The following is a 24,990-nucleotide window of genomic DNA, read 5'->3' on the forward strand; positions in this document are numbered from 1 at the left end:
GAAACAAATCGGCAAGCAGCATACGGTAGGCATAGAAGGTAATAACTGTCGCCTTAGGCACCGATTGCGACGAGCCGTTCGAAAGACCTGCTGCTTCTCAAAGAAGTTTGATAACCACTTTAAGGTGTTTGATTTGGTATTCTTCTATGTCAATTATGGCTATGTCTGATGCCAGCATACTTTTTAGAACACCACCTAGTATTTTAATTTCTAACCACTTAACAGAGTTTAAAACTTTATATAATCAGCAGGTTTATCCACTTTATCTATATGAAGAAGCCACCCAAGATAAAAACGTTGGTTTAGGCGATCTATTCGATGAATCGCTGGATTTAACTGTCACTCAAACCAAGTACGAGCGTAAAGACGGCATCAGTGACGAAGGCCTACAGCACTTTCAAACGGCGTATCCAAATGAGCAGATCGCAAAAGAAGACATTTTCTATTACACGTATGGCTTGTTGCACAGTGAAGAATACCGAGAGCGTTATGCGGATAACCTTACCAAAGAACTTCCACGTATTCCGTGCGTAAAGAAAGCCGAAGATTTTTGGGCATTCTCTAAAGCAGGACGCGCCCTTGCTCACTGGCATCTCAACTATGAAACAGTAGAGCCATACAAGGCAACATTGGACACAGGTACTACGCCGTATAGCCAACTAACCGCTGATGACTTCCGTGTCGAAAAAATGAAGTTTGCCAAGAAAGGTGAAAAAGGTACGGTCGTTTACAACAAGCGCATCACGATCAAGGACATCCCTGTAGAAGCGTATGAATACGTGGTGAATGGTAAGCCTGCACTTGAGTGGGTAATGGAGCGTCAGGGCGTTTCTACGCACAAAGACAGCGGTATCGTAAACGATGCCAACGATTGGGCAATTGAAACGATGAACAACGCGGCTTATCCGCTTGAATTGTTCTTGCGTGTGATTACAGTCAGCCTTGAAACAATGAAGATTGTGAAGTCATTGCCGAAGTTGGATATTTAAATTTTGGGCACTAGAGTTATCTAGTGCTTTTTTTATTTAGAAAATAAAGCTAAGGGTAGCTATGTTCGAATCATTATTAGAAGGTTTTAATAATCCTAGTCTCAGGTTCTTTATCTTCGATAGTAAAAATGATCATTTGATTTACGGCGATAAGGACTTTGATGAATATCATTGGGACCAGGCAAGGTATAATAAGCCCCGAATAGGTGATTTTTTCCTATATAGAAGACCCCAAAAAGCATCTGAAGTTAAAGGTCAATTTTATATATATGGTCTCGGAAAAATAAAAAGCATTCAGAATATCAATAATGTAGATGATGCTACCCAGAAAAAGAGAGATAAACATGTCATTGCTCACGTAGAGCAAGGTATACGTTTCAAGGACCCAATTTTACAATCTGACTTGGAAGACTTTGAGTGGACCTTTAAGAAACGAGGAAATACCTGGGAACATTTTTTTCAACAATATGGCATGAACGAGATTAATCAAACTGATTTTATTGCCTTATTGAAAATGGGCTTAGAAAATCAACTTGATGCTTTAGATATGTCTTCAGTAGAAGAAGATATTGATTATCGAGTTGAAGATAAAAGAGCAAATGTAAAAATTCGAGGCAAGGACCAACGTGATTTCTCTTTGCAAGTTAAATTAAACTACCAATACCGCTGTGCTATTTCTGGTATTACGTCCAAAGAGTTTCTTATTGCATCTCATATCATTCCCTGGGCAGTAGATTGGGATAATCGCAAGAATCCCTTCAATGGCATTTGCTTATCATCGTTATTAGATAAGGCTTTTGATAAAGGCTATATAACTATAGATCAACAATACAGAGTTGTTATATCGAATAAGGCCAAAGAGGACAAAGCTTTATTTATGTATTTGAAGCAATACGAAGGTAAAAAATTAGAAGTACCTAAGCAATATTTACCTAAGCAAGATTTCCTTGAATGGCATCGAAATAGGTTTATCAATAATTAATCTACTCATAAAATGAATGTGTAAGCTGGAAACTTAAAAAGCCCTACTCTGATATAAATAGTCACCTATTAGGCACTAGGTTTTAATTAAAACCATAAGTAATTAATTTATATTAAAAATATAATTGTGATTACATTCTGTATTGGTAAATAAGACCTCAGATTTTAAAAACCATGTTTGAAAATAAAGGGCATAATCTCATTGATTTATGTCCTTTTGTTTATGTTTGAACCTAAAAAAACCAGCATCATGGCTATTGCTTAGCCACGGTTAGGGCTAAACAAAATTTTAAGAATGTTTCTGATAATATCTTTAAATTTCATACCATAAAATGGGTTTACTTCAGCTCGTTTTGAAGCGGCTGTCACTTTATTTTTAAGCTTAGAATACCCAGGAAATTCATCTTGTTTAGATGCGCTTTCGACAGTCGCTAAAATATCAAAAATGAAAGCACGGTTTAATTTTGAATGAAATGGAATAGCTTGAAACCAATCTTGATTAAATTGGGTATCAACAAAAATTTCTGGAATTTTTGAATCAATTGCATAAAACATTGCTTTTGTTCTCATGCATTTACTACATTTTCCACAGTTTTTAGGCCGCGCAGAATAATCTACACAAATTGATAAAGTACTTAAATCCAGTTGAGATTGATTCAAAAAGGCAGTTTTTTGTGCCCGTGTGACATGGTCATCCAATGTGGTTAAATCGGCATTATGATTCTTCATTAATCGATTGGTTGCTGTGTTTGAGCCGTAAGGATGAACGAAAAATTGCTGATCGAGCCTGTAATCTGCTGCAATGCGATAGTGTTGATATTTATCAAAGAGTGTTGCACATGAAAATAAAGAGAATATATGTGTTACATGTGAGCCTTTAGGGTTACATCCATATTTACTGTATAAGTTATAGGCATCGGTTTGAATGATATGGCTCGTGTTAAAAACTTCCTTTCGAAATGCTGCTGTTTGATCGAGTAAGGCTTCAAATTTTGCATGATCATCAAACTTATAATCCATACCATGTACAGTTAAACAATCTGAGTCTTTGCCGTGTTTTAAAAAGTGGCTGTATGAACTAAAAGTTGAATCTATGCCACCGCTAAAAAAAGTCAGGTTTTGTTGAGACTGTTCTGATTGTGGCTGATGGATAATACTCTCTGCTGTAATTTGTACAGCCTGATATAAGTTCGGTAACCAACTGGCCCACACTTTTGAGACGAGTTGTGCTGATTCAATAGATTGGATTGATAAGCTGCCTTGAATATGTATATTCAAGCCTAAGCGCATAGCAATCGGTAGAAATCCCCACATCGCAAAATCATAGAGCTTTAAAGCGGGAATATCTTGGTTAGGTAAAATATAACGTATATCCCCGTAATTGCTTTTCGCCACAATTTTATTTTTAGTTAGATCAATATCGCATTTAATAATGAGCATATTCAGTAATTTTAAAAAGACACTGAGCGATCTTACCTGAAAAAATGCATCTGTTCACAAAAGCAGCACGAATTGTGGAGGCGAATTATTTTTTAGCTGGTATGCGGGAATCTAGTTTTTTCTGCCACACGAGCAACAGCAAACAAAGTAGTCCCACGCCAATACAAAAACCGAGTACGCCTGCGATTAAACCAAAGTGATCCGACAAATAGCCTGCGGCAATAATTGGAATGATCGTACCTAAGTAACCGATAAATAAATATGTTGATATAACCGCAGCTCGATTCTCGGGACGTGTCATTTGATGGACAAGCCCAAATGCACCCAATAATCCAAGTCCATGCCCAACACCCACCAAAATATCACTGATGAAGAATAAACTGCTCCAATGCAGTGTCATACAGAGTGCAAGTAGAACATAACTACAGATCAGCACGATTAAACCGGCATTTACACATTTTGCGGGTTCAAATGATTTAGCAAAAAACTGAACTAAGGCAGAAACCAATAAAATACTGGCGATGGCTGAACCACTGACTAAAGGCCCGTGCCAAGGTATGGCTTCTTTAACGAATGACGGAGCAAGTGAAGCAAATAAACTAAAAGATCCAAATGCACAAAAAGCAGTTAAACCCGCAATATAAAAGCGAGCTTTAAACTGAGGTTCAGGTAATTCAAGATGAGGCGCGATTGAGAAAGGTTGAGGTTCAAAAGACGGAGTTTTAATCAAAAATAGGCCGATTAAACAAGCAATCCCACCTAAGATCACTGGAATATAGGGAGTGATTAATGGCGCGGTTGAAAATTGTGCGATCAAGCCACCAATGAACGGACCTAATCCAAAACCGATAACAGTGATGATTGAACTAAATTGTGGCGCATTTTGTTTATGTTGTTCTGGAATAGTATAGACCAAACCTAGCATTGCCGAAGTGCTAATCAGTCCTGAAGCGATACCAATGATAAAACGCCCGATAGATAACCACAGTGCGTTTTCAGCAAAAACTGACAATGTCAGCCCAAGTACAATAAAACCTAAGCCAATTTGTAGCGTTCGCAGAAAACCAATACTGTTACTGGTACGCCCTAGAAAAAGCAAGGTTGCCAAGCACCCAAACATATACGCGACAAAAATATAGGTGATGTGGCTCGGCAGCAGCCCCCATAGTTGCTGGTAAATCGGATACAGTGGACTTGCTAGTGCGGTACCAATTGTACCCATACAGAGTGCAAGGCTGACCATTAAAAAGGGTCGCCATGAAGCTTTTGTCGTCATGTTTAGGTCGCATTATATAGACAGTAAAACAATCTATATTGGAAGGGAGAGAGAGCCTAAGAGTGTAAAAGGAATGTTTCACTTAGGTCAATCAATCTGCGCAAAACTTATCCATAACGTTTTATTAATGTCATAAACTCTTCTAATTCTTGCTCATTGATGGACACACCTTCAGGTAAAACATGATGGCGCAAATGTGCTTCGATTAATTCATTCATCAATCCATTGATTGCACCTTTAATCGCTGCGACCTGTTGTAAAACCTCAATACAACCTGCTTCTGGTTGTTGTAAGGCTTGATCTACCGCATTGATTTGTCCTTGTAAGCGCTTTACTCGATTCAATATTTTTTTGTCTTGATGTAAATGGCTCAATACAATTCTCCCGAAAATAAATATACTATGGGGGAGTATATTTAAGCATAAAAAGATTATGAGTCATTCCCCATCGGTCAGAATCCATCATCACCAATTTGATGATGGAAATCCACTCGCGCAAAAACGTATTTTGCTTGCCACCATTTTAACGGCAGTCATGATGTTTCTAGAAGTCATTGGAGGATGGATTTTTAATTCCATGGCACTCTTGGCAGATGGTTGGCACATGAGTTCGCACATGTTGGCTCTAGGTTTAGCTTATTTTGCTTATCGTGCAGCACGTTATTATGCAAAAGACAGTCGTTTTAGTTTTGGTACATGGAAAATTGAAATTTTAGCGGGATATAGCAGTGCCATACTCTTGATGGTCGTGGCATTGTTTATGGCATTCCATTCGGTTGAACGTTTATTTAATCCTGTTCAGATTCATTATAACGAGGCGATACCGATTGCGATTTTAGGCTTGGTGGTGAATTTAATCTGTGCATGGTTGCTGCATGATGACCATCACCATCACCATCACCATGAACATGAACATGAACATGAACATAGTCATCATGCCTTGCAGCCTGAGCATGGGCAGCATCATGATTTAAATCAAAAAGCTGCATTTATGCATGTGGTTGCCGATGCAGTGACATCGGTACTGGCGATCATTGCTTTATTTGCAGGAAAATGGCTAGGTTGGAGCTTTCTTGATGCTGTATTAGGAATTGTAGGCGCAATTTTAGTTGGAAAATGGGCATTTGCTTTAATCAAAGAAACAGCAGAGACTTTATTAGATGCAGAAATGAATCATCCTGTTGTCACTGAAATTCGTGAGGTTTTGCAAGATTTACCAGCGCGTGTTGTTGTAACCGACTTACATGTTTGGAAAGTGGCGAAAGGGCAATTTTCTTGTATTGTTGCTCTTGAAACACAAGATACGCTTACTGCTGACCAAGTCCGTGCAGCCTTATCAATTCATGAGGAAATTGTGCATATCTCGGTAGAAATTAATCAACCCTGTATTGCTTAGATGTTCCACGTGAAACCAGTTGTGGCGTTTGCGTAAGCATGTGAAAAAATTTGAAGACAAGTTTTTATTTCGACATAGAATGACAGCAAATATTTCTATAAATGTGTTAAATAGATGATTAAACAACTTTGTGCATTGATGGTGTTAGCCACTGCGACTAGCCTCACTTTTGCTGACGTAAATGCTGTACAAAAACAATTGCAGCAAAAACACCCAAGTTTAAAAATTGAAAATATTCAAACGACTGAGATGCCTGGAGTATATAGTGGCTTCGTTGAAGATCAGGTGATTTATGTCAGTGAAAATGCAGACTACATTATCGCAGGTTCGATGATTCGTCTAAAAGATCAGAAAAACCTGACCAAACAATTGATGATGAATCAACAAAAAACGGATTGGAATAAACTACCCTTTCAAGATGCGATTAAAAGCGTAAGGGGGAATGGAAAACGTCAGATTGCGATCTTTTCTGACCCAAATTGCCCATATTGTAAACGTCTTGAATTAGAGTTGGCTAAACTCAATGACATTACTATTTATACTTTTGTCACAGCATTGAAGCCGCAATCAATTACACCATCAAAGCAAGTTTTTTGTGAAGCTAGCCCAGAATTGGCCTGGAATAATTTAATCGTCAAAGGTATTCAGCCCAAGTCTAGCAAGAGCTGCGCTAACCCAATTGAACGTAATTTAAAACTAGCTAAAAGCCTGAAATTGGGCGGTACTCCGGGTATCGTATTTGCCAATGGGGCGATCGTTACAGGTGCCTCTCCTGCTGCTGAATTAGAGGAAATGTTGAAAGAAGCACAACCCTAATTTTTTGCAAAAAAATACCCGTATTCAACGGGTATTTTTATAACTGATGCTTTTTGAATTAAGCACGGGTTTTTTTAGTCACTAAATTATAAATAAATAGAATGACAATCGCGCCAATGACGGACGCAATAAAACCAGCAGCAGAATTTTCACCGTATAAACCTAATACTCGTCCGCCAAAGGTGGCAAGTAAGGAACCAGCAATCCCAAGTACAGTGGTCATAAGGAAGCCGGCTTTGTCATCTCCAGGATGGATCGCACGCGCGATTAAACCAGCAATAAAACCAACGACAATCGCAACAATGAGTGACCACATAGTAACTCTCCTTTTGTTATCATGTATTTGTTTTTTACGACATGTTCAGATTCTATAATCTGCCAATTTGAATTTGATCAATAGGCTGATCATGCTAAAAACTGTTGTTTTTTTGTTCAAAATACACGACCAAAAATAAAAAAAGTGGCCTTCGGCCACTCTTAAGTATCTGATCTGTATTAAAGACCAATTTCACCAATAAATGGAATATGGCGATATTTTTGGTCATAGTCCAGGCCATAACCAACAATAAATTTATCTTCTACTTCAAAGCCTAAAAATTTTACATCAAGTTCAATTTCACGGCGTGATGGCTTGCTCACCAACGTACATAATTCAATTGAGTTTGGATTGCGGGTTTTTAAAATTTCTAAAACTTTGCTTAGGGTATTACCTGAGTCAATAATATCTTCCACCACTAAAACATCTTTGTTTTGGATGTCGCCGTCTAAATCTTTTAAGATTTTTACATCACGCGTTGATACCGTACCACCGCCGTAGCTAGATACCGTCATGAAATCTAGTTCGTGTGGTTTAGAAATTGCACGGCATAAATCCGCCATGAAAATCACAGAACCGCGTAAAAGGCCAATTAACACCAACTCTTTGTCGCTGTTAGCATAGTGTGCATCAATGGTTGCGCCAAGCTCTTTCACTTTAGCTTGAATTTCTTCAGTGGAAATCAGTACGCTCATTTGAACAGACATGGGTAGATACCTAAAAAAGCAAATCAAAAAATAAAAAAGGTGTTGACTTGCAACACCTCTAAAGATGATCCAATTTTAATACATCTGGCTCACAGATGCATCTTTTTTGCTGCTGAAAATGTAATCAGTTTGGCTTGGAAGTACTATCACGCTTGAGTAAGCAGGCACAGCCGAGCAAAAACAGCCCCCATTTAATGTATGTTTTGGCATGCTTTGCAATGTGTGGATCTTGGCTAGTTTTGTTTGACATAGGCACATTGTCCGTACACATAGGTGGCATGAATATTACGGTCATCGCCCATCAGCATCAGGGCGAAAAGTGCATCTTCCAGATTTTTAGCGCGTTGCTGACGTAAGGCTTGTAAAGCTGTAGCTTTTAAATCGAGCACAACAAAATCAGCTTCTTTACCGATATTGAAATTGCCGAGTTTGCCATCTAAATCAAGTGCTTTTGCGCCGCCTAAAGTGGCGTGATATAAGGCTTCAAAGGCAGATAACTTTTCCCCTTGGAGCTGTTGTACTTTATATGCTTCATTGATGGTTTGCAGTTGGTTAAAAGAGGTGCCAGCACCAATGTCTGTGCCCAGTCCTACTTTGACTTGTTTTTCCCAAGTCTTTTTCAATGGAAATAAGCCACTGCCTAAAAATAGATTCGACGTAGGGCAAAATGCGATGGCTGAATCAGTGGCATGCATGCAGTCCCATTCGCTGTCTTGTAAATGCACACAGTGTGCGAAGACTGAACGAGATCCCGTCAGTCCATAATGATGATAAACATCCAAATAACCTTTTTGTTCAGGGAAAAGTTCATTGACCCAAGCGATTTCATTTTTATTTTCGCTGAGATGGGTATGTACATAAACATCCGGAAATTCAGCTTTGAGCTCCCCTGCCCGTGCCAATTGCTCAGGCGTTGAGGTTGGGGCAAAGCGAGGCGTGATGGCATACAGGTTACGGCCCTTGCCATGCCACTTCTCAATGAGTGCTTTGGAGTCGTTGTAGCCACTCTCAGCTGTGTCACATAATGCTTCAGGTGCATGACGATCCATCATAACCTTGCCTGCAATTAAACGCATTTGATGCTGTTCAGCGGCTTGAAATAAAGCATCGACCGATTGTGGATGAACGGTACAAAAAACAAGGGCTGTTGTGGTTCCGTTTTTGAGTAACTCGTTTACAAAGAACTGTGCAATTTGCTCTGCATAAGCCGGATCTTCAAATTGGATTTCAGTTGGAAAGGTATAGGTATCGAGCCATTCCAGTAGCTGTTCACCATAAGCTCCCATCATTTCCGTTTGTGGATAATGAACATGGGTATCGATGAAACCCGGAACAATCAATTGATCGGAATAATGCTGTACTTCAACCTGATCTGGGAGATGGTGTTGGCCATCAGACCATGGACCGAACCATTGAATTTTTCCGGCTTGCGTAATTAGCAAACCATCTTCGAAATAGCGCACTTGGTCGTGAATTTCACGTGCTTGGGCAACTGTATTCTGAATATCTAGGAAGCGGCCGCGAATTGCGGTTGATGCGATAACAGAAGACATGACATACCTACAGTTTAGAATTTTTTCGGTTGATTGTAGCTTAATTTGGCTAGAAAAGGCGTTGCTGTAATTAGAGGATCATGTTCTAAAACATCGAACAGCTATTAATGTATGTCGAGAGCATGTCATTTTTTCAAAGCGATTGATTAAATCAATGCGCTTGTGTCAGGCTAAATCGAATCAAAGAATAGAATTCAACCGTGTATCTATGTCCTATCCAATGCATCCTGTGAATCAATCACAGCTTGAAGCCACGTATGTTGAGCGCTTGCAGCAACTGATTCAGCAACATGACGGCATCATGTCTATTTTAAAGCAGCTTTATTTGGTGGATGCCAGTGCGTATATTGCCGCAGGTGTAATTCGAAATATGCTGTGGTCAGTGCTACACCAACACAGCTATACACTTTCTCATACTGAGGTGGATATCATATTTTATGATGCTGAGGATAACGGTACTCATAGTGATCAGATCCAAAAAGAAATGCAGTCTTTCTTTCCATTGATACAATGGGATGTGACCAATCAAGCGGTGGTACATCATTGGTATCGTTTAGATAATGGTGAGTCTATTCAGCCGCTCAAATCAATTGAGCATGCTTTGTCGTTTTGGCCTGAAACCGCAACTGCTGTGGCGGTGAAATTAAAAGCGGAGCAAGAAATTGAAATCATCGCGCCCTTTGGTCTGAACGATTTATTTGAGCTCAAGTTGCGTTGGAATCCACGTTTGGTCAGTTATGCCGTATTTCAGCAGCGAGTGGTTTCTAAACAATGGATGCAACGTTGGCCTAAGCTCAGCCTTGTAGATGCTAATGTTGAAAAATAAGTTCGAAATGGCCTATCAAATTAAGATCGATCAATACTAAAAAAGCCCTCCAATTGTAGGAAGGCTTTTTATTTATTCGCTTAAATATCGGTTGATGCTAGGTACTTAAAGCATAGTCTCGTTGTACTTTTTACTGTGTCGAATAGACAGCCAAGCGGTAATTGTAAGTGTAATCACAATAAAACCGAGTGAAATCCAAATTGGCATGTGGAATACATCCAGCAGCAGCATTTTACCGCCAATAAACACTAAGATGATGCCCAGGCCATACGGTAAGTAATGCATTTTAGATGCAGCACCAGACAATAAGAAGAACATCGCACGCAGACCTAAAATTGCCATTAAGTTTGCAGTTAAGACAATAAAGGGATCAGACGTTACCGCAAAAATCGCTGGGATTGAGTCGACTGCAAAGATCACATCAGAAGCTTCGACTAAAATTAGCACCAAGAACAAAGGCGTTGCCCAAAGCATGCCATTTTGGCGGACAAAGAATTTGTCTTCATGCATTTGTGGGGTAATGCGCATGTGCTTACGTAACCATTTTAAAATGGCCATATCTTCAATATTGGTTTCTTCTTCGTCCTGACCTTTAAGGAACTTAAAGCCGGTATATACCAAGAACGCACCGAAGATATACAGCACCCATGAGAATTCTTGAACGAACCACGCACCAATAAAAATAAAAATTGTGCGCAGCACAATCGCACCAAGTACCCCGTATAGCAATAATTTACGTTGTAATGCTGGTGGAATAGCGAAGGCTGCAAAAATCATCAGCCAAACGAATACGTTATCAATTGCGAGGGATTTTTCTAATAAATAACCTGCAAAGTATTCCATGACTTTGGTGTTTGCGATGGCTACACCAGCAGTTTGTTGTAAGTAAAGCCAAAGTGCGCCACCAAATAAAGTTGCGACAGATACCCAAGCAATACTCCAATAGGCAGCAGTTTTAACTTTAACCTCTTGGCCTTGGTTATTTTTAAAGCCTAAAAAGTCGATAAGAAGCATCACGGCAACTAAACCGAAAAATGCCAGATACAGCCACAAGGTGCCGATCGTTTCCATGTGTATTCTCCACATCCAACAACCAGCCATAAAAAAACCTTGACCAGTTGCCAGACGCAATAAAACGTCTGAGACAACATGATCAAGGTCTTGCCTACATCTTACTGTAATGTTTTGCAGTGAGATGCTCAGATACCGACTTTTTGCAAAGTGTAATGACGATATTCTGACACGTAAATCGGAATTTACGCTTGGAGGAGGCTACTCCCCTTGTTCAAATTCTGTTTTGGACTTTGTCCAAATATGCGGCGAAGCATGACAGTTTTTTAACATGAGTGCAATGTGGTTTTACAAAATATCTAATTTTGCTCTAAAGTTTTAAAATCAGCACGTTGTACTAATACGAATGCCAATACAGTACCCATTACCGCGATCACACCGCCAATCAGGCCGATGTAACTCAAGCCAATGTGTACACTAACCATTCCGCCTAAGAGTGCCCCACCGCCAATGCCGACATTGTACAAACCTGAATAAATGGCCATCGCAACATCTGTAGCATCAGACGCTAAATTTAAGGTTTTAGACTGTAATGCCAAACTAAAGCCGATAATGCTCATACCCCAAAGTAAACAGACAGTGCTGATACCGCTAAAACTTGAGGCTAAGGGCCATAGCAATAACATGGCGATTGCAAGGATTGCAGTACACAGCGGAATCGCCAATTTAGGATATTTTCCACCAAATTTTCCAAATAAATATGACCCAATAAAGCCTGCTGCACCAAAGATTAACAATAATGTGGTGGTTTGCATTGAGCTGAAATGAGCAATATTGAGGGCAAAGGGTTCAATATAACTATAAGCGGTGAATTGTGCTGTGATCACAATGATGGTTAATGCGAATACCATCATCAGACTAGGGCGTTTGATCAATAGTTTTAAACTACTAAGAGAGCCTGAGTTCACGCTTGGTAATTTGGGTAAGGTCTTGGCAAGAATCAGGCAAACAACCGTTGCGCCAATAGCAATTAAGGCAAAGGTATTGCGCCAGCCATAGGCTTCTCCGACCATACGGCCAAATGGAATACCGAGGACCATGGCCAAGGCTGTTCCTGTTGCCAATAAACCTAAGGCCTGAAACTCTTTGCCTTTGGGTGCGACGCGCACAGCAAGTGATGCAGTAATAGACCAAAATAATGCATGCGAAAATGCAATACCAATCCGGCTGACGAGTAGTGTGTTAAAACTCCATGCAAAATAGGACAACACATGACTCACGATGAACACAGTAAACAAACTGATTAATAAGAAGCGCCGCTCAATGTTTTTGGTCAGTAGCATGATGGGTAAAGAAATTGGTGCAACCACCCAAGCATAAAGGGTAATCATAATGCCAACATCAGTGGCTGCCATACTGAAGCTTTGACCTATATCACTGAGTAAGGCAACAGGGATGAATTCAGTGGTATTAAAAATAAACGCGGCAAATGCCAGGGCAATCACACAGATCCATGAACCTGATGATGGTGTTTCGGAGGGAGAAGCAGACATGATTGTCTTCGCTTAATAAGATAAACCATATTTTAATGCGAGTTACGAGCGAGGGAAATGCTTAAGTAGGTGCAGGTATAATTAGAAGTAATACAAAAGCAACAGTATTTTAGCGATTAAAATGCGAATTTATAGAAAAATCAGAGGATGAGATAGATGTTCGTACAACAACAAGATGACCAAAACAAAGGCGCATTTTTTATTGAGCAAGATGGTGAGCGTTTAGCTGAAATGACATATTCCTGGGCTGGAGAAGACAAATTCATTATTGATCATACAGATGTCAGTGACAGCTTGAGAGGGCAAGGTGTTGGACGTCATTTATTGGATGCTGCCGTGAATTTCGCCCGAGAGAAACAGGTAAAAATTATTCCACTGTGCCCTTTTGCTAAATCCGTCTTTGATAAAGATGAATCTATTCGCGATGTTTTACGCTAATTCAATATGTGAAAAGCGGCATAATAAAAAAAGCCTGTTCATGTATGAAACAGGCTTTTTTTGATGTTGTACATGATTTGTTTAGTTGCTTTTAATAGCGTGATTTAAACATTGAAATAATCAGTAATGTTGCAGCGATAAGCAATACCAAGATTGCGAGTGTATAAAAATCCATAAGAAAAATCCGGCGAGTGTGAATAGTGTTATTTTTAAATTAATGTGAAAAAGAAACAGATTTATTGTGCTTCAACAGCTCATTTATCTTGTTTTTATTCTGTACAATTACACTTATTTGTTTGTTACATCACATATTTTTTCATAAACAGAGGGAGATTACAGTGACTTTTCAGTATCAGCAAAACGGTCAAAAGGGCGAATTCTTTCAACTGAATGAGCACGGTCAACGTATTGCCGAAATTAGTTATATTTGGCGGGATGAACATACCATTATTGCGAATCACACTTGGGTCGATGATTCATTGCGTGGTCAGGGTGTGGCAAGGGTATTGTTAGATACTTTGGTAGCCTTTGCTCGAGAGAAACAATTGAAAATTGTGCCTACCTGTTCTTATGTTGAAGTCATGTTCCGACGTGAAAAAAGCTTTGCGGATGTTGTAGCTTAAAGAATGTAAAAGTTTCGCCATGTTGGATTTTATTTGAAAATTTCAGAATAAAAAAAGCCCGCTTCGCAGGCTCCTTTTATTTCATTTGATTGAGCTAAGCTTTCAATGCTGCAATGAGCTTTTGATGTAAACCACCAAAACCGCCATTCGACATAATCACCACAGCATCGCCCTCACCTGCCTCACTTACGATGGTTTGAACGATGTCATCAAGTGAACGTGCCACGACAGCTTTGTTCGGTGCTGCTGCAATGACTGGAGCAAGATCCCAATCTAAACCTTCTGGTTGATACCAAATCACTTCATCTGCTAAACGTGCAGAATGTGCAAGGCCATCTTTATGGCTACCCATACGCATGGTATTTGAGCGTGGCTCAATCACCGCCCAAAGCTTACGTTCACCCAAGCGCTTACGTGCACCTTCCAGTGTGGTATCAATTGCAGTTGGGTGATGAGCAAAGTCGTCATACACTTCAATGCCACGTATAGTGCCTAGTAGCTCCATACGACGTTTTACACCACCAAAATTAGACAAAGCTTCACAAGCTGTAGCAACAGAAACACCGACATGTTCAGCTGCTGCGATAGTCGCCAAAGCATTGGCTACGCTGTGCTGCCCTGTCATGTTCCATTGAACTTCACCTTTTACCACACCGTGTTGTAATACTTTGAAGTGAGAACCATCGTTCGATAGTTGTTCTGCGTACAGTTCAGACTTTTCATTGGCATCTAGGCTGGTTCGTACCACAGGTGTCCAGCAACCTTGTTCAAGCACTTCGTCAATATTGGTTTCTGTAATAGGTGCAATGATGCGACCTTCAGATGGAATCGTACGTACTAAATGATGGAACTGTTTTTGAATCGCAGCCAAATCATCAAAAATGTCGGCATGATCAAATTCTAGGTTATTTAAAATCGCCGTTTTTGGATGATAATGCACGAACTTCGAACGTTTGTCGAAGAATGCAGAATCGTATTCATCTGCTTCAACACAGAAGTATTTTCCACCGCCTAAACGTGCACTCTCAGTGAAACCCAATGGCACACCGCCAATCAAAAAGCCTGGTTCTAAACCTGCTTGATCGAGGACCCAAGCGAGCATGGTCGTTGTTGTCGTTTTACCGTGTGTACCTGCAACACCTAAGACATGCTTGCCTTGTAATACATGGTCAGCAAGGAATTGCGGGCCTGAAATATAAGGAAGACCAACATTGAGCATATATTCAACTGCATCTATGCCACGCTTCATGGCATTACCAACAATCACAAGATCTGGATGCGGTTGTAAATGGCTGCGGTCATAACCTTGCATTAAGGTAATGCCTGCATTTTCAAGTTGGGTCGACATGGGTGGATAGACATTTTGGTCTGAACCCGTCACCTTGTGTCCTAGATCACGAGCAAGCAGTGCTAATGATCCCATGAAGGTGCCACAAATACCCAAAATATGCAGATGCATTCCTTATTACTCCACTTCTTTTATAGACACATCACCTTGTTTTTAGGGCTGTTGTCAGATTTATTTCAATTTGAAAGCAACCATAGCAAGGGTCTTAGCTAAAAGATAGATTTTTTTGTATCGTCATCGATAAAAAATCGCTGGTGAATCTCCTTGACAGGTCTGCCCTTTTTTCGATGTCTAACTGCATGAAAAAAACCAGTACATATGCTGAATTTAAGTCTGAAATCCGTACAATAAAACCTAAATTTTTCAGGTCTGCTCCTTTATGTCTTTAGCGCTATTTTTGTTGCTGATTTCCAATTGTTTTATGACATTGGCCTGGTATGGTCATCTCAAGTTTTTGCATGATGCGCCTTTGTGGCAAGCGATTTTATTTGGTTGGGCAATTGCGCTACTCGAATACAGTTTTATGATTCCAGCAACGCGTTTGTTGGCAAAACATGGATGGTCTTTGGGACAGATGAAAATTACCCAAGAAGTCGTTACTTTATTGGTGTTTGTCCCATTTATGATTTTTCTTTTTAAACAACCCTTTAAATTGGATTATTTATGGGCGGGTTTATGCCTTTTAGGGTGTGTGTATTTCGTATTTCGCAGCGCTTAAATTTAACAAATACGTATTTCATCATTTAACCGATGCGTGTTTGCGGGCATTTTAGTACTTTACTCCACTCAGGGTCTCTTGCAGTGGAACCTTCGTAGTAAAAAAACATAATTATTTACTTCAATGGCTGATTTTTCGAGAATTCAAATTTTTCATAAAAAAAGCCACTACGGTTAATTGGAGTGTTATCGCCTTTTTGTTGCTGTAATTGGCTCAAGTCTTTTCCAGGTAGATTGATGTTGAGTTGAATCTTTTGAGTAAAGCTCTGAGTACTTATACTTAGAGCGAGAATTACGTAGAGCTATTTCATGTTTAAAACATCTTATACATATTGATTTAATGAAAGTTTTAATAAAATTGAAAAAAATAAAATTATTTTCATAAAAAAATTATGAAGTTTTCTTTTAAAGACAACCGTTAAATTTTATTGAGATGAATTTTCAGTCTATAATATGGGGCTCTTATTAAAGCTTGGCTCTAGTCGAGATTTACTCTCTCTTACTTTAATCTCTGGAAACATTGCAATGAATGCGGCCGCTTCACAAGACACTCCTCTCGTTGGAATTATCATGGGTTCTCAATCAGATTGGGCAACGCTAGAAAACACTGCCAATATGCTGAAACAGCTTGGCGTCCCTTTTGAAGCGGAAGTGGTGTCTGCACACCGTACTCCAGATCGTTTATTTGAATATGCTGAAACTGCACGTGATCGTGGGATTCAAGTGATTATTGCTGGTGCTGGCGGCGCAGCACATTTACCAGGTATGTGTGCAGCAAAGACTGATCTTCCTGTACTCGGTGTGCCGGTTAAATCATCAATTTTAAATGGTGTAGATTCACTGCTTTCGATTGTACAAATGCCTGCTGGTATTGCAGTCGGTACTTTGGCGATTGGTCCAGCTGGTGCAACCAATGCGGCAATTATGGCAGCACAAATTTTAGGTTTAACACGTCCTGAGATTGCCAAAAATGTTGCGGATTTCCGTGCAGCGCAAACTGAAAAAGTTGCTAGCAAAAATATTCCGGGTCAAAACTAAAGCCAAGCTTAATACGGGACAGATGTTATGAACAAAACCATTGGTATTTTTGGTGGCGGCCAACTCGGTCGAATGATGGCGCAAGCAGCGCTTCCACTAAACATTCAATGTACCTTCTTTGAAGCCAGCACAGATTGTCCATCCGCTGCTTTGGGTCAAGTGATTTCGACGCAAGCACAAAATGGTTTACAAGACTTCATCAACAGTGCCGATGTTTTCAGCTTAGAGTTTGAAAATACGCCTTTGACTGATGTTGATGTCTTGACCAAAAACAAAGATTTGCACCCTCCTCGTCAAGCTTTAGCGATTGCTCAACATCGTTTGTCTGAAAAAGCACTATTTGATGAATTGGCGATTCCAGTTGCGCCGTATAAAGCAGTGACTTCATTGGAAAGCCTGCAAGCTGCTGTAGCTGAACTGGGTTTACCAATCGTACTGAAAACTTCACGTGGTGGTTACGATGGTAAAGGTCAATTTGTACTGCGTACAGCCGATCAAATCGACCAAGCTTGGGCGGAACTTGGCCCCGCGGGTGAATTGATCGCGGAAAGCTTTGTAACCTTCTCACGTGAAGTTTCAATCATTGCGGTACGCGGTCAAGATGGTGATGTGAAAACGTGGCCACTGGCTGAAAACCACCACCATAACGGCATCTTGTCACACTCTATTGTTCCTGCACCGAACAGTGTAGATTTACAACCTGTAGCGCAAGACTACATCACCCGCCTGCTTAATCATTTGAATTATGTGGGTGTGTTGACCTTAGAGCTGTTTGTGACGGACAAAGGTTTGTATGCCAACGAAATGGCACCACGTGTGCACAATTCAGGTCACTGGTCAATTGAAGGCGCTGTGTGCTCACAGTTTGAAAATCACATTCGTGCTGTAGCAGGTTTGCCTTTAGGCTCGACTGAGGTGGTTCGCCCAACTGTGATGATTAACATCATTGGTCAATATCCGAAGTCTGAAGAAGTATTGGCGCTCAATGGCGCACATATGCACCTGTATAACAAAACAGAGCGCGAAGGTCGTAAAATTGGTCACATTACTCTTATGCCGAATGATAGTGCTGAATTGACGCCTTTATGTCGTGCATTGGCGAAAATTTTGCCGAATCCACTGGCACTTAGCGAAGATATGAGCATTTAAAAGCAAGTTTGAATGATAAAAAAGCGGTCATGCAAATGGCCGCTTTTTTTATGTTTACAGTTCGGGCATTATTGCGCCTCTTTGTAATATCACACCGTTTATCGGTGAAACAATAAGAAACTATTGATCATAAAATGTTCAGTCGTTTATAAATATTCTGCGTTAACTATCGCATCTTTGTTGTGCTTATAGCTCTATGTATAGTCTGGCAGCATCTAAAAAGAATAATGCCTTTTTGAATTCAAATTTTGTTTTTAAATTTAAACAATGAATTTGAATTCAAAAAACCGACAATCAAAGCAATGAATTCAAAGTTTTTGAATTTAAATATGAAAAATGAATTCATTAAAAATATTTTGAATTTAAACTCTATGAATTCAAATTAATAGATGTGCTTAAAATGCAAAAATTTTGTTGTTTTTCCTGTATAAGATTTTGATTATAAAAATGAATGTGAAAGAAAATGTTTGTGGATAACTTTTAGCTTAATGAATTTATATTTTTAAATTTAAAAGTTTTGAATTTAAATTTGAAGTGCTATTTTTTATAAATGAATTTAAAATTTTCCTTGTGGATAACTGTATTTGAATTCAAATTTTAAAAATGAATTTAAATAAGTATAAAATATGAATTTAAATTTACGTTTTGAACCTTTAACTTTTGTTTTGAGCTGCTATTGTTAAAACAACAATTTAAATTCAAAAAAAGATTAAGGGTATGAAACATCACTTAGGATTTGTTTTCGGGACTGCTTTTTTGGCAATGACTCAGGCAAATGCCGAGTTGATTATTAATGGTCAGTCCGTCAATGCGTCAAGCATGCCTGCGATGAATAGCGTCGCGCCAAAAAATAATTTTCAAAGTTGTCTTGCCAACTTGCGCTCACAAGCGATCAATGCGGGTGTGAGTGCCTCGACGTATGATCGATATACGCAAAATTTAAGCCCAGACTATTCAGTCATTGAAAAATTGAACTATCAACCCGAATTTTCCACACCGATCTGGGATTATTTATCTGGTTTAGTTGATGAAGAGCGGGTGCAATTCGGTCAGCAAAAATTAGCACAGCACCGAGAAGTCTTAAACCGTGTGGCAGCAGCCTATGGTGTGCCTGCGGAAACTGTGGTTGCTGTTTGGGGCGTGGAAAGTAATTTTGGTGATATTGCAGGAACTTATCCTTTATTACAGTCTTTAGGTACCTTGAGCTGTGAGGGGCGACGTCAAAGTTATTTCCGTGGTGAGTTTTTTGCTGCTATGCGGATTTTGCAGCGTGGTGATTTAAATGAATCACAGTTGAAAGGCTCATGGGCGGGTGCATTTGGTCATACCCAATTTATGCCAAGTACTTATGAAGAGTTGGCTGTCGACTTTGATGGCGATGGCCGTCGTGATTTGGTTTCGAGTACTACCGATGCTTTGGCATCAACTGCGAACTTCTTAAAAAAACGAGGCTGGCAAACTGGTCAACCGTGGGGTTTTGAAGTCAAAATTCCGGATGGCATGTCGATCAGTGGAGAAAGTCGCCGTAATAAAAAGTCTTTAGACAGCTGGATGAGTCGTGGTTTGGTTCGTGCAGATGGGACGGCTTTAATTCAAGGTAATCTTTCAGGCTCGAGCCAAGCAGGATTGATGGCTCCAGCAGGTGCAAGTGGCCCAGTATTCTTAGTGTTTAAAAACTTTGATGCCATTTATAGTTATAACGCGGCAGAAAGTTATGCTTTAGCGATTGCGCATTTATCGGATCGTTTACAAGGCAAGGGCGCTATTATGGCAACTTGGCCAACTGATGATCCAGGTACTTCACGTGCTGAACGTCGTGAAATTCAACAGTTCTTGCTCAATCGTGGTTATGACATTGGCAAAGTGGATGGGTTAATTGGTGATAAAACCCGCCAAGCAATTCGTCAGGAACAAAATCGACTTGGTTTGAGTCCGACAGGTCGTGCAGGTCAACAAATTTTGCGTGCGTTCCGTAACGAAAATGCGAAAGCAATGATGAATTAACTTTAGCGGTTTCTTTTGTAATGCGTGTAATAAGAAGGTCTGCTTCAGCAGACCTTCTTTATTTTGTTTTAATGATGCAGATGAGGGTTAAACAGCAGTGATGGTGCCTAAAATGCGGTAGCCCGCAGCACCTGTTACGCTAGGTAAGTTTCCACTCAATTGATTCATAAAACGCATCGCTAACCAAGCAAAAGCAGTAGCTTCAACCCAAGTCGGGCTTAAACCTAAATCTGCGGTACTTTGTACTGTCCATTCATGTTTACGTAAACGCCAGCGCAACTGCTCCAATAAATGTGAGTTATATGCACCGCCACCACAGACATACACTTCACCTGTGTCCATATTTGAGCGGTAAATCGCTTTTTTAATAGCACGTGTGGTGAGTTTCATGAGTGTTGCTTGAATATTTTCAGGCGTATCTTCAAGCTCGTCATATTCGAGATCTCCGCGCCAATCCAAAATCTGTTCATCAAGCCATTCTAGATTGAAGTCTTCACGACCAGTACTTTTGGGTGGTTCTTTAGAAAAAAATTCATGAGCTTGCAGGCGGTCGAGTAAGCTACGAATAGGTTGACCATAAGCCGCCCAGTTACCATTTTCATCATAAGGCTGGCCAGTATAACGTTCACACCAAGCATCCATTAAAATGTTAGCTGGACCTGTATCAAAGCCATACACGGCTTCAGGTTGACCTGCAGGCAACATGCTAACATTGGCAATACCACCCAAATTTAATATCACACGGTGAATACTATCGTGTTGGAAGAGCGCTTGATGAAATGCAGGTACCAACGGTGCCCCTTGACCACCTGCAGCCATATCACGACGGCGAAAATCTGAAATTACAGGGAGCTGAGTGAGCTCAGTGATAATATTGGGATCACCAATTTGCAGAGTAAAACCATGTTCAGGACGATGTCGAATAGTCTGACCATGCGAACCAATGGCTTTGATTTGACTACGATCAAGCTGATTTTTCTCAATCATCTCATTGATGCCATGACCAATCATTTGAGCCAGTGCGACATCGGCTTTACCCATACGATCAATTTCGTTGTCATCTGGCAAAGTGAGTGCCATGAGTTCATCGCGAAGGTCTGGATCAAAAGGAAGGGTGAGTGTCGCGTGAATCTCTAAAGGATCAAAAGAAGCAGCAACAATATCGACACCATCCATACTCGTGCCGGTCATTACCCCAATATAGATCGCTGTCATGATGATTCTTAAGCCTGCAATATGCTGAAAAAGTGTTAGTATATCGCACAAATTGAATAACTGATGTGTTTGGGTTTTGTGATGTCAAATTTCCTGCCGGCTGAAGAACAACTTGCCCTCATTCAACGAGGCACTCATGAAATTATTTCTGAGGAAGATCTTCTTAAAAAGTTAAAAGAAAACCGTCCGCTTAAAATTAAAGCGGGTTTTGATCCTACAGCACCAGATTTGCATTTAGGTCATACAGTTTTAATTAATAAATTAAAAGTATTCCAAGACTTAGGTCATGAAGTTTACTTCTTGATTGGCGACTATACTGCAATGATTGGCGACCCAACGGGTAAGAGCGCAACGCGTCCGCCATTGTCGCGCGAAAAAGTATTAGAAAACGCAAAAACATATCAAGAACAAGTCTTTAAAATTCTTGATCCTGCAAAAACGAAAGTTGTTTTTAACTCAGAATGGTTTGCAGAAAAATCTGCTGCTGACTTAATTCAGTTGGCGTCACAGCAAACTGTAGCACGTATGTTAGAGCGCGATGACTTTACAAAACGTTATAACAGTCATCAGCCAATTGCGATTCATGAATTTTTGTATCCATTGGTACAAGGTTATGACTCGGTTGCATTGCATGCAGATGTTGAGTTAGGTGGTACAGACCAAACCTTTAACTTGTTGATGGGGCGTACCTTACAAGGTCGTTATGATCAAGACGCACAAGTGTGTATTACTGTGCCTATTCTTGAGGGTTTAGACGGCGTAAATAAAATGTCTAAATCGTTAGGCAACTATATTGCAGTTTTTGATGCACCGGGTGCGATGTACCAAAAAGTACTTTCAATGCCAGATGCATTAATTGAACGTTATTTTGACTTGTTGAGCTTTAAAACTGTTGAAGAGATTCAAGTATTGCTCAAAGAAGTGGCTGAAGGTCGTAATCCACAAGATGTGAAGAAAATCCTTGCGCTTGAATTAGTTGAACGATTCCACGGTGCTGAAGCAGCGGCGAACGCGCATAAAGGTGCAGGTAACTTGATTACAGAGGGTGAATTACCTGAAGGTACACCTGAAGTGACGATTTCTCGTGGTGCATTTGGTGGTGAAATCTTTATCACGTCTATTCTGCGTGAAGCTGGTTTAACCAAAAATGCGGCACAAGCAAAAGATGCAATTGGTCGCGGTGCGGTAAAAGTAGACTGGGAAGTGGTTGATGCGGGTTATGCTGTGTCAGAAAACAAAACTTTAATCATTCAAGCGAGCAAAAAAGCGATTGCAAAAGTCACTTTTACCGACTAATAAATTCTTGAATTTTTAGTTAAGTTATTGAATTAAAAGCAGGCTTCCGCCTGCTTTTTTTATACATTTGTTATATGAATAATATAAATAAGCAAATTCAAAAAAAACCTTATAAAAACAATACTTAAATTTTGCCAAATGTGTTGCATTTCCTGAATATTATGTATAAGATTTATTCATCTAGAGAATTTATATACCATCTAGAGGGTACATAACGATAACTCCACTTTTTATCAGTCTCTTCCCCAAGGGACTCTTTTTTTAGTGAAGTAAACAGATAACTATAATAACTACACGATGGATCGACTAAAGATTCAATTCTAAGGGAGAGATTTTGGGAGAGATCTTTCCCTTTTTTATATCTTCAATTTCATTTCTATATCTTTTTATACATGCGATATCGACCTATCATTTGTGCTAATCATAAAAAAGCCCCCGTTTTGGGAGCTTTGGTATTCATGATCTTATTGTTCTATATAGTAAGGTGTCTATATAACGTAGTATTTAAAACAGCTGCACGAAATCTTTAAGCCTTGGCATTGAGTTGAATAAAACTCAATTTTGGTAAAATTCGTTTCACTAATGTGCCGACCAAAAGTGCGGTGATAATAGTGCCTTCACGTACCCCAATCACTTCATGAAGCACGATCCAACTTGCAAGTGCCGCAATGCTCACTAAAACAATATCTCCATAGGTTTTACAGTTACCGAATTCGAGTTGATAGCGGATCGCGATAGCTTGGTATAAACCTTCAGCCGCAAGAAAGACTAAATTGGCTTTCACCACCAAACATACGCCAAAGGCCGTAATTAAACAGCTCATGAGGCAAGCTATGAGTTGTAAAGCGTAGTTTTCAATGCTCCAACCTTGTGTCAGCCACATTAACCCATCGATAAATATGCCAAAAACAACGCCAATAGGCAGTTGTAACCACTGCACCCATTGAAAACGCGATCTTAAAATCAGCATTTGCAGCACAATCATCACTATATGCATGAGTACTGTTAATGTGCCCACACTCATGTTGAATATAAAGCTAAAACTATAAGGGACTGAGGAAATAGGAGAGGTGCCGAGTTGTGAGTGGATAGACAGCACTACGCCAAACGCCAATAAGATAAGTCCAGACAGTAAAAGCATTAGTCGAGAAGGAAAGTGAGCAGGCATGGTTATAGCTGAAATAAAAAGCAGTCTAAGTGATCAAATCTATCGCTTCTATGCTGCTATAGCCGAAAAATAGCCCATATTTTGCTAAATGATCGTTATTAGTGATTGTTTAGATGATATGTGCTTCATCAGAAAAAGTGACTATAGATGTAATTAAAATGATTTTTGGGAAAAGTAGGCTTATGGAACAATAAGTCCAAATGAAAAATAAGAGTAGTCAATGAGCTATTACGATACACAGAATAAAGATGAACAAATTGATGAAATATTAAGATTTTTATTTGAATATCAGCCAATGCAGATGAAACAACAGTTATTTGCACAAACCAAGCAACAATTCGACGCATTAGATATAGCAGCAAAGTATCAACTCTTTGCATTAGTGCGTGAGCAATTACCTAAACGAGCAAAATTATTTTTTTCCGCAGAAGACTTTATTGGTAAACAGCAAGCAATTTTAGATGTGATGCAATATTTAGTCTGCGAGTATGAATAAAAGTATCTAAATATATAAAAGTGGATGAAAGAATAATAATTATGATCACTGTTTAGGATGGCGATTTAATTTAAAAATGTTTTTTGAGGTTATTTAGCTTGGATTTGAAGCTTTAAGCAACGTAAAAGCACTTTATTACAGTGTAGGATTTGGTGGATAGGGTGGTTAGATTGTTTTTTGAACTAAGGTGGGTGACTTAGATCTAAAAACTCTGAAAGTATTTTTCTTTCAGAGATCATTTAAATAAATAAAATCCCAAATAAAATGATTTTTTTTATAAAAAATGGCTAAAAAATAAGTAAAAATGCAATTTTTTTAGCAAAAATGACTATAAAAGATACATACGTGAAAAATATAGTGAATTGGGGGTTGCAATGATTCTGAAATGCTCTAGAATGCACTCCATACCGACGAGATAGACGGAAACGAACGAAACGCGAAGCGTTGAGTTGTTAAGTTTATTGAAGTCCAGCATCTAATACTGACGAGGTATTAGAAAGATCATTAAGAGATTATGAAGAACAACTTGTGTGGATTTTTACTAGTTGATCAGTCGAAATTATTTTCATTGATTGATGGTAGAAATTACTCGAAGTTTATTTGAGAAATTAATGTCAGAAAATTGATGAGCCAAG

Annotated in this window: 24 protein-coding genes and 1 pseudogene; 14 read left to right on the forward strand and 11 right to left on the reverse strand. The window is 39.5% G+C overall.

All coding sequences use genetic code 11. The features are described from left to right. The 3 genes from A9J31_RS15315 to A9J31_RS04845 all read left to right on the forward strand — a co-directional run. The coding region (locus tag A9J31_RS15315) for an IS1 family transposase (RefSeq protein WP_162270473.1) at positions 1 to 169 on the forward strand (169 nt) is incomplete at its 5' end. Then, complete coding sequence (locus A9J31_RS04840) at positions 147 to 989, forward strand: type ISP restriction/modification enzyme (RefSeq protein WP_067762834.1); 843 nt, start codon at positions 147 to 149, stop codon at positions 987 to 989. The genes A9J31_RS15315 and A9J31_RS04840, both read left to right, overlap by 23 nt. Positions 990 to 1,050: 61 nt before the next feature. Continuing rightward, positions 1,051 to 1,971, forward strand: coding sequence for an HNH endonuclease (locus A9J31_RS04845; protein ID WP_067762835.1), 921 nt, complete (start codon positions 1,051 to 1,053; stop codon positions 1,969 to 1,971). A gap of 260 nt (positions 1,972 to 2,231) precedes the next feature. Here the strand turns inward: A9J31_RS04845 and A9J31_RS04850 are convergent, their stop codons facing one another. The 3 genes from A9J31_RS04850 to A9J31_RS04860 form a co-directional block, all read right to left on the reverse strand. Next, positions 2,232 to 3,365: a hypothetical protein gene (locus tag A9J31_RS04850; RefSeq protein ID WP_150923089.1), complete on the reverse strand. Its 1,134-nt coding sequence runs from the start codon at positions 3,363 to 3,365 to the stop codon at positions 2,232 to 2,234. Positions 3,366 to 3,495: 130 nt separating this feature from the next. Beyond that, a complete protein-coding gene (locus tag A9J31_RS04855; protein ID WP_435366434.1) occupies positions 3,496 to 4,686 on the reverse strand; it encodes an MFS transporter in 1,191 nt (396 codons plus the stop codon). Positions 4,687 to 4,793: 107 nt separating this feature from the next. Then, complete coding sequence (locus A9J31_RS04860) at positions 4,794 to 5,060, reverse strand: metal/formaldehyde-sensitive transcriptional repressor (RefSeq protein WP_067762837.1); 267 nt, start codon at positions 5,058 to 5,060, stop codon at positions 4,794 to 4,796. A gap of 58 nt (positions 5,061 to 5,118) precedes the next feature. On the opposite strand from A9J31_RS04860, the pseudogene dmeF reads away from it, so the two are divergent. Next, positions 5,119 to 6,125, forward strand: a pseudogene (gene dmeF / locus A9J31_RS04865) (CDF family Co(II)/Ni(II) efflux transporter DmeF). A 70-nt stretch (positions 6,126 to 6,195) separates the two neighbouring features. Further along, positions 6,196 to 6,897: a DsbC family protein gene (locus A9J31_RS04870; RefSeq protein WP_067762839.1), complete on the forward strand. Its 702-nt coding sequence runs from the start codon at positions 6,196 to 6,198 to the stop codon at positions 6,895 to 6,897. Between the two features lie 58 nt (positions 6,898 to 6,955). Here the strand turns inward: A9J31_RS04870 and A9J31_RS04875 are convergent, their stop codons facing one another. The 3 genes from A9J31_RS04875 to guaD all read right to left on the reverse strand — a co-directional run bounded on the left by A9J31_RS04875 (position 6,956) and on the right by guaD (position 9,473). After that, on the reverse strand, positions 6,956 to 7,213 hold the full coding sequence (locus A9J31_RS04875; protein WP_067762840.1) for a GlsB/YeaQ/YmgE family stress response membrane protein: 258 nt from the start codon (positions 7,211 to 7,213) through the stop codon (positions 6,956 to 6,958). A 179-nt stretch (positions 7,214 to 7,392) separates the two neighbouring features. Then, entirely contained in the window at positions 7,393 to 7,920 is a 528-nt protein-coding gene (hpt, locus tag A9J31_RS04880) for a hypoxanthine phosphoribosyltransferase (protein ID WP_067762841.1), read from the reverse strand. Between the two features lie 233 nt (positions 7,921 to 8,153). Continuing rightward, positions 8,154 to 9,473: a guanine deaminase gene (guaD, locus tag A9J31_RS04885; protein ID WP_067762842.1), complete on the reverse strand. Its 1,320-nt coding sequence runs from the start codon at positions 9,471 to 9,473 to the stop codon at positions 8,154 to 8,156. 220 nt (positions 9,474 to 9,693) lie between these two features. On the opposite strand from guaD, the gene A9J31_RS04890 reads away from it, so the two are divergent. Then, positions 9,694 to 10,299: a nucleotidyltransferase family protein gene (locus tag A9J31_RS04890; RefSeq protein ID WP_067762843.1), complete on the forward strand. Its 606-nt coding sequence runs from the start codon at positions 9,694 to 9,696 to the stop codon at positions 10,297 to 10,299. Between the two features lie 105 nt (positions 10,300 to 10,404). On the opposite strand, the gene A9J31_RS04895 is transcribed toward A9J31_RS04890, so the two are convergent. Together A9J31_RS04895 and A9J31_RS04900 are read right to left on the reverse strand one after the other, a co-directional pair. Next, the gene (locus A9J31_RS04895) at positions 10,405 to 11,370 is read right to left on the reverse strand and encodes a TerC family protein (RefSeq protein ID WP_067762844.1); all 966 of its coding nucleotides are present in this window, start codon (positions 11,368 to 11,370) and stop codon (positions 10,405 to 10,407) included. Between the two features lie 299 nt (positions 11,371 to 11,669). Then, positions 11,670 to 12,863, reverse strand: a complete 1,194-nt coding sequence (locus A9J31_RS04900; protein WP_067762845.1) for a sugar transporter — start codon at positions 12,861 to 12,863, stop codon at positions 11,670 to 11,672. Positions 12,864 to 13,019: 156 nt separating this feature from the next. Here A9J31_RS04900 and A9J31_RS04905 point away from each other — a divergent pair, with 156 nt between their 5' ends. After that, the gene (locus A9J31_RS04905; protein WP_067762846.1) at positions 13,020 to 13,301 is read left to right on the forward strand and encodes a GNAT family N-acetyltransferase; all 282 of its coding nucleotides are present in this window, start codon (positions 13,020 to 13,022) and stop codon (positions 13,299 to 13,301) included. A gap of 338 nt (positions 13,302 to 13,639) precedes the next feature. Further along, the gene (locus A9J31_RS04910; protein WP_067762847.1) at positions 13,640 to 13,924 is read left to right on the forward strand and encodes a GNAT family N-acetyltransferase; all 285 of its coding nucleotides are present in this window, start codon (positions 13,640 to 13,642) and stop codon (positions 13,922 to 13,924) included. Between the two features lie 94 nt (positions 13,925 to 14,018). Here A9J31_RS04910 and mpl read toward each other — a convergent pair whose 3' ends face one another. Further along, complete coding sequence (mpl, locus tag A9J31_RS04915; protein ID WP_067762848.1) at positions 14,019 to 15,383, reverse strand: UDP-N-acetylmuramate:L-alanyl-gamma-D-glutamyl-meso-diaminopimelate ligase; 1,365 nt, start codon at positions 15,381 to 15,383, stop codon at positions 14,019 to 14,021. Positions 15,384 to 15,651: 268 nt separating this feature from the next. On the opposite strand from mpl, the gene A9J31_RS04920 reads away from it, so the two are divergent. The 4 genes from A9J31_RS04920 to A9J31_RS04935 all read left to right on the forward strand — a co-directional run bounded on the left by A9J31_RS04920 (position 15,652) and on the right by A9J31_RS04935 (position 20,180). After that, positions 15,652 to 15,990, forward strand: coding sequence for a DMT family protein (locus A9J31_RS04920; protein WP_067762849.1), 339 nt, complete (start codon positions 15,652 to 15,654; stop codon positions 15,988 to 15,990). A gap of 524 nt (positions 15,991 to 16,514) precedes the next feature. After that, a complete protein-coding gene (gene purE, locus A9J31_RS04925) occupies positions 16,515 to 17,027 on the forward strand; it encodes a 5-(carboxyamino)imidazole ribonucleotide mutase (RefSeq protein WP_067762850.1) in 513 nt (170 codons plus the stop codon). Between the two features lie 27 nt (positions 17,028 to 17,054). Further along, complete coding sequence (locus tag A9J31_RS04930; RefSeq protein WP_067762851.1) at positions 17,055 to 18,176, forward strand: 5-(carboxyamino)imidazole ribonucleotide synthase; 1,122 nt, start codon at positions 17,055 to 17,057, stop codon at positions 18,174 to 18,176. Positions 18,177 to 18,893: 717 nt separating this feature from the next. Further along, positions 18,894 to 20,180, forward strand: a complete 1,287-nt coding sequence (locus A9J31_RS04935; RefSeq protein WP_067762852.1) for a lytic murein transglycosylase — start codon at positions 18,894 to 18,896, stop codon at positions 20,178 to 20,180. An 87-nt stretch (positions 20,181 to 20,267) separates the two neighbouring features. Here the strand turns inward: A9J31_RS04935 and A9J31_RS04940 are convergent, their stop codons facing one another. Continuing rightward, positions 20,268 to 21,395, reverse strand: a complete 1,128-nt coding sequence (locus A9J31_RS04940; protein ID WP_067762853.1) for an anhydro-N-acetylmuramic acid kinase — start codon at positions 21,393 to 21,395, stop codon at positions 20,268 to 20,270. 63 nt (positions 21,396 to 21,458) lie between these two features. Between A9J31_RS04940 and tyrS the strand changes: the two genes are divergently transcribed. After that, positions 21,459 to 22,691 (forward strand): tyrosine--tRNA ligase, encoded by a 1,233-nt coding sequence (gene tyrS / locus A9J31_RS04945; protein ID WP_162270474.1) that lies wholly within the window; start codon positions 21,459 to 21,461, stop codon positions 22,689 to 22,691. Positions 22,692 to 23,217: 526 nt separating this feature from the next. Here the strand turns inward: tyrS and A9J31_RS04950 are convergent. After that, positions 23,218 to 23,859 carry a YczE/YyaS/YitT family protein gene (locus tag A9J31_RS04950; protein ID WP_067762854.1) on the reverse strand — a complete coding sequence of 214 codons (642 nt, stop codon included), beginning with the start codon at positions 23,857 to 23,859 and terminating at the stop codon, positions 23,218 to 23,220. Positions 23,860 to 24,079: 220 nt separating this feature from the next. Here A9J31_RS04950 and A9J31_RS04955 point away from each other — a divergent pair, with 220 nt between their 5' ends. Further along, on the forward strand, positions 24,080 to 24,355 hold the full coding sequence (locus tag A9J31_RS04955) for a hypothetical protein (protein ID WP_067762855.1): 276 nt from the start codon (positions 24,080 to 24,082) through the stop codon (positions 24,353 to 24,355). Positions 24,356 to 24,990: the final 635 nt, after the last annotated feature.

Source organism: Acinetobacter gandensis (assembly GCF_001678755.1).
In the GTDB taxonomy this organism is placed as follows: domain Bacteria; phylum Pseudomonadota; class Gammaproteobacteria; order Pseudomonadales; family Moraxellaceae; genus Acinetobacter; species Acinetobacter gandensis.

Excerpts from the sequence above, each read along its gene's own strand:
- A9J31_RS04930 (WP_067762851.1), top strand. The coding sequence starts at position 17,055 with ATGAACAAAACCATTGGTATTTTTGGTGGCGGCCAACTCGGTCGAATG.
- A9J31_RS04935 (WP_067762852.1), top strand. The coding sequence starts at position 18,894 with ATGAAACATCACTTAGGATTTGTTTTCGGGACTGCTTTTTTGGCAATG.
- guaD (WP_067762842.1), bottom strand. The coding sequence starts at position 9,473 with ATGTCTTCTGTTATCGCATCAACCGCAATTCGCGGCCGCTTCCTAGAT.
- A9J31_RS04895 (WP_067762844.1), bottom strand. The coding sequence starts at position 11,370 with ATGGAAACGATCGGCACCTTGTGGCTGTATCTGGCATTTTTCGGTTTA.
- A9J31_RS04940 (WP_067762853.1), bottom strand. The coding sequence starts at position 21,395 with ATGACAGCGATCTATATTGGGGTAATGACCGGCACGAGTATGGATGGT.
- A9J31_RS04870 (WP_067762839.1), top strand. The coding sequence starts at position 6,196 with ATGATTAAACAACTTTGTGCATTGATGGTGTTAGCCACTGCGACTAGC.
- hpt (WP_067762841.1), bottom strand. The coding sequence starts at position 7,920 with ATGTCTGTTCAAATGAGCGTACTGATTTCCACTGAAGAAATTCAAGCT.
- A9J31_RS04855 (WP_435366434.1), bottom strand. The coding sequence starts at position 4,686 with ATGACGACAAAAGCTTCATGGCGACCCTTTTTAATGGTCAGCCTTGCA.
- mpl (WP_067762848.1), bottom strand. The coding sequence starts at position 15,383 with ATGCATCTGCATATTTTGGGTATTTGTGGCACCTTCATGGGATCATTA.
- A9J31_RS04875 (WP_067762840.1), bottom strand. The coding sequence starts at position 7,213 with ATGTGGTCACTCATTGTTGCGATTGTCGTTGGTTTTATTGCTGGTTTA.
- A9J31_RS04950 (WP_067762854.1), bottom strand. The coding sequence starts at position 23,859 with ATGCCTGCTCACTTTCCTTCTCGACTAATGCTTTTACTGTCTGGACTT.
- tyrS (WP_162270474.1), top strand. The coding sequence starts at position 21,459 with ATGTGTTTGGGTTTTGTGATGTCAAATTTCCTGCCGGCTGAAGAACAA.
- A9J31_RS04845 (WP_067762835.1), top strand. The coding sequence starts at position 1,051 with ATGTTCGAATCATTATTAGAAGGTTTTAATAATCCTAGTCTCAGGTTC.
- A9J31_RS04840 (WP_067762834.1), top strand. The coding sequence starts at position 147 with ATGTCAATTATGGCTATGTCTGATGCCAGCATACTTTTTAGAACACCA.
- A9J31_RS04890 (WP_067762843.1), top strand. The coding sequence starts at position 9,694 with ATGCATCCTGTGAATCAATCACAGCTTGAAGCCACGTATGTTGAGCGC.
- A9J31_RS04955 (WP_067762855.1), top strand. The coding sequence starts at position 24,080 with ATGAGCTATTACGATACACAGAATAAAGATGAACAAATTGATGAAATA.
- A9J31_RS04905 (WP_067762846.1), top strand. The coding sequence starts at position 13,020 with ATGTTCGTACAACAACAAGATGACCAAAACAAAGGCGCATTTTTTATT.
- A9J31_RS04900 (WP_067762845.1), bottom strand. The coding sequence starts at position 12,863 with ATGTCTGCTTCTCCCTCCGAAACACCATCATCAGGTTCATGGATCTGT.
- purE (WP_067762850.1), top strand. The coding sequence starts at position 16,515 with ATGAATGCGGCCGCTTCACAAGACACTCCTCTCGTTGGAATTATCATG.
- A9J31_RS04920 (WP_067762849.1), top strand. The coding sequence starts at position 15,652 with ATGTCTTTAGCGCTATTTTTGTTGCTGATTTCCAATTGTTTTATGACA.